This is a genomic window from Enterococcus sp. 3G1_DIV0629, assembly GCF_002141285.1.
In the GTDB taxonomy this organism is placed as follows: Bacteria; Bacillota; Bacilli; order Lactobacillales; family Enterococcaceae; genus Enterococcus_B; species Enterococcus_B lactis.
This window is the reverse complement of sequence record NZ_NGLI01000001.1, coordinates 429,796-436,216: the sequence shown is the minus strand read 5'-3', so window position 1 is coordinate 436,216 and position 6,421 is coordinate 429,796. Positions and strand designations below refer to the sequence as shown.

Annotated in this window: 6 protein-coding genes; all 6 read right to left on the bottom strand. The window is 24.7% G+C overall.

Going from position 1 to position 6,421, the window contains the following annotated elements:
* On the bottom strand, positions 1 to 1,448 hold a 1,448-nt coding region (locus A5816_RS02155), incomplete at its 3' end, for a flippase (RefSeq protein ID WP_256925971.1).
* 10 nt (positions 1,449 to 1,458) lie between these two features.
* Positions 1,459 to 2,190 carry a glycosyltransferase family 32 protein gene (locus A5816_RS02150; RefSeq protein WP_010738828.1) on the bottom strand — a complete coding sequence of 244 codons (732 nt, stop codon included), beginning with the start codon at positions 2,188 to 2,190 and terminating at the stop codon, positions 1,459 to 1,461.
* A gap of 3 nt (positions 2,191 to 2,193) precedes the next feature.
* Complete coding sequence (locus A5816_RS02145; RefSeq protein WP_010738829.1) at positions 2,194 to 3,150, bottom strand: glycosyltransferase; 957 nt, start codon at positions 3,148 to 3,150, stop codon at positions 2,194 to 2,196.
* Positions 3,140 to 4,249, bottom strand: coding sequence for a glycosyltransferase (locus A5816_RS02140; protein ID WP_010738830.1), 1,110 nt, complete (start codon positions 4,247 to 4,249; stop codon positions 3,140 to 3,142). The genes A5816_RS02145 and A5816_RS02140 overlap by 11 nt, the downstream gene beginning before the upstream one ends.
* A 12-nt stretch (positions 4,250 to 4,261) precedes the next feature.
* Positions 4,262 to 5,341 (bottom strand): EpsG family protein, encoded by a 1,080-nt coding sequence (locus tag A5816_RS02135; RefSeq protein WP_010738831.1) that lies wholly within the window; start codon positions 5,339 to 5,341, stop codon positions 4,262 to 4,264.
* Positions 5,338 to 6,421, bottom strand: a 1,084-nt coding sequence (locus tag A5816_RS02130; protein WP_086311157.1) for a polysaccharide pyruvyl transferase family protein, incomplete at its 5' end; no start/stop codon positions are given. The genes A5816_RS02130 and A5816_RS02135, both read right to left, overlap by 4 nt.

Here is a 6,421-nt window from a genome sequence, read left to right as displayed (position 1 = left end):
TATAATTCTTCTCTAAAATATTCTAATCCTATATTACCTCCACCTTTAAGCGTAATAATATCTTCTTCATTTATAGATGTGTATAAGAGACAGATTGTACATAAATAGACTAAACTACCTAAAAATATCTGAATATATAATTTGTTAAAAAAAGGATTTATAAGTTGAAATATTCTACAGATAAAAAACATAAATAACCCACTTATTATCATTTTCCACAAATCTTTAAATATATACTTTAAGCTGATATTATTTCTCATAAAAATTAAGGAGCTTACTGCAATAACAAATTCACCAATAACTGAGCTCATTGCTGCACCAATAGCTGAATAATTATTTATTAAATAATATGATAAAAAAATAGACAACAATGCTGCTAGTGAAATCGAAATTGTAATTCCAAAAGGCTTGTCACTAGCTATTAAATATTGATTGATTAATGAACTCCATCCCATAAAAATAATTTCAAAACTTAAAATTGCTAAAACTTTATCAATTCCTTGAAAGCTGTCTCCAAAAAATAGTATGGAAAACGGACGTGAAATTAGAAACATTCCCAAGGAAATTGGTATTGCTACTAGACTAACCATATCAAATGCAATTTTAAAGTAATTGTTCATTTTCAATAGATTATTTTTATGAAATTCATTTGCTAACCTTGGGAAAAGAACTGTTCCAATAGCAGTTATAAAAGCAATTAATATTCTAATGATCCTATCTGAATTATCAAAAAAACCAGTTTGTACAAACGTAGACATATTTCCTAAATATATTTTATTTAAAGTAACAAATAACTGTGTGGCAATTTGTGGAATAAATAATTTTAAAATTAGAGGAATATGAACTTTTATAGATATACTCTTTAAATCAACTTTTTTTATATATTTACGAATATAGCTCCATAATGTAAAATTTCCAATCAAAATAGAAAAACTATTAATGACTATATATTTCCATAAATCGTCAGGATTTTTTACTAATAAAAAAATCAGTATAACTGAGGCAATTTTTATTAATATATTTCTAAAAACAGTTTTTTTAAAATCCTCTATCCCGATAAAAAACCATGAAATATCTACTCCTACGGCTAATATTTGAAATGACTGTAATAATAGTATCAGTTTAAACTTTCCATAGATAAAAAGAAAAGAAATAAATATACTAAAAGAAACAAACATCATTAAAAATTTTAGTACCATAATCTCGATAAATTTTTCTGATCTTTTTTCAATGTCATTTCTATAATATGCTATTGTTCGGCTGCCATATATACTGGTTCCCAATGTAGCTATTAGTACAAAATACTGTATAATTGAATTAGTATAAGAAAATTTACCTACACCTTCAGCCGTAAGAGTTCTAGATATATATGGCACTGTTACTATAGGTAATATAATTATCAGCAACTGATATGATATGCTATACAAATAATTTTTTACTATTTTCATACTTCTCCTTTTACTTAGAAGTCAATAAAATCCTTTTTAATTTTATATAAAATTTTTCTCCTAATATTACTACTAAAAGTTTCTTTATTTTTTTTTTTAAATGAAAACTTCTATCTTGCCATGAAGCTGAAAAATGATGTACAGTGTATGTCTGCCTCGTATATCTAGGTTTCCCGGTTTCTAAATTAAATGATGAAAAATAAGTATCAGGAAATAAAGCTATCCCGTCTAATTCCTGGATTTCATTTTTTATATAAAAATTTTGTTTTTTAATTATTTCTGTTAAGTAAGTTGTATTAGGAATAGTCACTTCATTACCATTAGTGTCTATGAAATTCATGTTTTGATATTTTTCAAATAATTCCATTATAATGGGATGCTTTTCTTCAGAAGCAATAAAAGAAGTAGCTACAATTGAATTGTTATTTTCTAATGAAAAAACGGCAGAATAATTATTAATTATAGGTGTAAAGTCTTTAACTATTTCAATATCTGTATCTAAATATACTCCTCCATGGGTAAGGAGAGCATGCAATCTCGCTACATCACTTACAAAAGCAAACATTTTTCTATCATATGCTTCTTTCACAAAAGGTATTGAATTTATATCAAAATTTTGTTCATTCCATTCTATAATCTCGAATTCTGGTAACTTTCTCCTCCAATTATCTAAATTATTTTTAATCTCTTCTGGTTTTATTTTTTCTCCAAACCAGCAATAATGTATTATTTTCGGTATCATTGTTCACCTCGTATAAAAAAATATCAGTACAAAAGTTATTTGATCCTTAAACTTTTGTATCATATTTCTTTTTTTTAATTTTTTAAATAAAATATAGTGAAAAATACACTCTTTTCTACTTAGTAATGTCTTAAAATTATTCAACTCTCTATTTTTTAATTGGTATTTAAATATATTTGCATAAAATTCATAATACAAGACTCTTACAAAAGGCAAATATTCTTCATCTAGGATTGATGTTATATTATTAATGGTTTTAAAAACAGTTACATAATTATCATCGATTCTTTTTGTAGTAGAATTGGAGTGTTGTACGTAATTATATAGTGGCTTGTTAATTAGTTTTACATTGTCTATTATACGTAAATAGTTAATTACGAATTCCATATCTTCAAGAATATAAGAATTACTATTAAATCTAATAGAATGTTTTTTTATTATATTAGAGTCAAAAATTTTATTCCAAACAAATCCTTTAAAGTAACTATTTGATAATAAAATTTCTTTTATAATAGTTTCAGAATCAACTTGAGCTATCTCTTTCATACTGGGATATATTCTACTATTTTTTTTTGTACCATTAAAAATCAATGTATAATTACATATAGCAAGTTGCGCTTGGTTCTCTGAGACACCACTTATCAGTTCTTCAATATATCTAGGTTCTACAAAATCGTCTGCATCAATAAAACATATATAATCTCCATTAGAAACCTTTATACCAAAATTTCTAGCCTCAGAAACACCTTTATTATCAGAATAATATGACACAATTCTTGCTTCACTTTTACAATATTTTTCTATAACAAATCTTGAACCATCTGTAGAGCCATCATCGATAACTACTATCTCTAAATTTTTATACGTCTGATTAATTAAAGACGAAAATAATCTTTTTAAATATTTCTCACTATTAAATACAGGTATTATTACTGTTACTAGTTTATTTTTATTTTTCATTAATGAGTTCCTCATAATACTCAAGTAACTTTCTCTGTTCTACTTTGATGTCATAACCAAGTTCTTCCAAAATTCTATTCTCTCTTCTTTTCATATTACTTATAGGGTTTGTATTCAATATTGCTTGGTACCAATTTTTTTTATCATCAATTGACAAATAGGTAGTAGAAATACATGATAAATCTTTTGTTATTTTATCACTTAAGAGTATTGGCAAGCCATTTGCTAGTGCTTCTACAGCCACCATAGGTAAGCCTTCGTACCTTGAAGGCAATGCGAGAACATCTAGACCATTATATATTTCATGAATATTATTTTGAAAATCTAAAATTGTTACGTTATGCATATCGTGCTGCAATATATATTTTTCTAATTTTCTTTTGTTCGGTCCACTTCCAATTAAAATCAAATGAAATTTACTATATTTTTTTAAATCTTTAAACACACTTAAAAGAAATTCTTGATTTTTTTGATTATTAAATCTTCCAATACACCCAACAAGTATTTGATTATTTTCTATATTATATTCTCTTCTAATTTGTTCTCTGTGATTATAATCAAATTTAAATTTTTCTATTTTAATTGCGTTTTTTATAATAATTTTACTTTTGTTAATAGTAAATCTCGATAAAAATTTTAATGCTTCTGTTGAACAAGCACCTATATGAGTAAAATATGCATTTCTATTGATTAATAAAATAAAGTTTCTAACTTTAGAACTCCACTTATCAGAATACTTAGTAGCATGAGAATGACCAATAATAATTTTAACTCCATATTTTTTTGCTATAGGTGATACAATAAAAGCTACATTAGGTGTGTGTATGTGTATTATATTATATTTATCCTTGTTTATCTTAAAAAAATCATTCAAGTCATTATATAATTTTACTATATTTTTTATTCTAAATGATTTAAACAAGTATACTTCTCTACCATGATTTCTCATCTGAATATCAAATAAACCTGTTGATTCCTCACTGAATATCATAAAATCATATATTATATTATTTTTAAAAGAACTCTCATAGTTATCTAACACTGTTTTTATACCAGCTTTAGGTCTGGTTCCTATAACATTTAATATTCGAGGTTGCATAAAAAACTCTCCTTATTGCCAATAAAATAGATATGGATAGACTTTATTCCATTCCGGTCTGTATATTATAATTATCAAATAGTACAATATTAAACTGATACATAAACTATATGTTATTAAAATAGATATATAAGTATTCTTTATTTTTGTAATCTGATTTGGAAGATAAATTAATATATATATTAAGAAATAATCAGCAACTCTATCAAACAAATTAAATTTAATTGACACTATACTGATGAAAATACCTAAAACTATTGTTGTTAAACAAAAATTTTCAACTTCTTTAAATTGTGCACCTCTATTAATTTCACTTTTATTTCTTTTAAATATCATGTATGAAAGTAAAGTAAGAAATGTAAAAGTTACTATATTAAATATTGTTGCTAATCTAATATTACCATCGTAATACACAGAATTTAGATAATAACTATAAATTGGAAAAAATTTAACAACAACCTTTATTAAAAAATCAAAAATTACTAATAAAATTGATACACTGCCACATAGTAATAATAAGATTTTTTTTGATATTTTTACTTTAAAATTCCAAATAAATATTGCTATTAGATATATCAAAGCAGTTCTGTGGAACATTGAGGCTAAAATAACTAATAAAATGAAGGAACTTCTTTTATTCTTAAGCAGTTGACAAGTAGCTAATATTGTTAATGCAATAGCTATTGATAGTCTCATAACATTTAGTGACATATCATAATATCGTAATAGAAAATACATTGATATCGCCATTCCAGGCATTAAAGAGTAGTCACGTAGCATAACGTATAAGGCATATACTGTGATAGCCATTGTTACTATGAAAAGTAATGTATAAGAATTACTAATTGAACTTAATATCTCATTTAACTTTAAAAAACCTAACTCATATCGCTGCTTAAAAATATCTGATCCACTAGACGAAATTATTTGATAAACTCTAGCGTACTCAATTGAATCATTACCTACGCTAAAATGTCTAAGCGATCCAAACAAGAAAAATGGTAACAATGATATAAGCAAACTAAAATTGCTTTTTTTCCTAAATAATATAGATATAAAAAAACAATACAACAAAAAAAATAACATCATCATTCTTTTTCTCTCATTACTTCAATTATTATTTCATGCATTTTTCTCAATTCTAACAATCCATCAAAATTATCGTATGATAAATTCAAGTTTCTAATTATTTCAGGAAAATCTTCCATATTATTTAGTAGATGTACATTACGGTTACTATGAATCCAATCATACTGCCCGACTACTTTATGATTGTACGTATTTATTACTATGCAAGGCGTATTTGTTATTACACAAAAAATCATTCCATGTAATCTATCGGTGACCACAAAAGAGGAACTTGCTATTACCTTAAAAAATTTTATGAGTTCTTTAATTCTATTATCTTTATTTATTTCATATGTTTTTACAGAATCAGTTTCATATATATTATAGCCATGCTCTGATACAACATTTTTTAAATTTTGCTTCATTTCGTTTGTTAATAATTTTTCTCTATCATTTCTTAAACAAAATAGTGCTTTATTTTTTTGACGCTCACATTCACTTAAATTCATTATTTGTTCAGTTTTCATGCTAAATACTATATCAGGCACTAAGTATATATTATTTTTTATATATTTTTTTATAGTATTGAAAGATTCAACATCTCTGAAAAATAAATGTAAGTTCTTATGATGATTAAAAGTTGTAATAGTATTCTTTAATTCTATATTCCCTTTTTTAGTTTCAGGAAAATATACAGTTTGAGGAAACATAACTATTTTATTTTTTGGAAAAGAGTTTATAATTAATCTTCTATATAATTCTTCTCTAAAATATTCTAATCCTATATTACCTCCACCTTTAAGCGTAATAATATCTTCTTCATTTATTCTATTTCTCAAGAGCATTACAGCTTCAATAGTATCATCAACCGAATACTCAATAATATCATAATCAGCAAATTCTTTATTATTTAATAATTGTAATTGAGAAAGTGTTAATGCGTGATCACCTAGATTTGAATAATCCGTAGATAAAAACACATATATTTTTTTTCTATTAGAAAAATCATTTAGAAAACTATTCGTTACTTTATTTTGACTTTTTTTTACGTCTATTTTAAACTTATTTTCTATTATTTTTAACTTTATCGACATTGGCATATAT

Excerpts from the sequence above, each read along its gene's own strand:
- A5816_RS02140 (WP_010738830.1), bottom strand. The coding sequence starts at position 4,249 with ATGCAACCTCGAATATTAAATGTTATAGGAACCAGACCTAAAGCTGGT.
- A5816_RS02135 (WP_010738831.1), bottom strand. The coding sequence starts at position 5,341 with ATGATGATGTTATTTTTTTTGTTGTATTGTTTTTTTATATCTATATTA.
- A5816_RS02145 (WP_010738829.1), bottom strand. The coding sequence starts at position 3,150 with ATGAAAAATAAAAATAAACTAGTAACAGTAATAATACCTGTATTTAAT.
- A5816_RS02150 (WP_010738828.1), bottom strand. The coding sequence starts at position 2,190 with ATGATACCGAAAATAATACATTATTGCTGGTTTGGAGAAAAAATAAAA.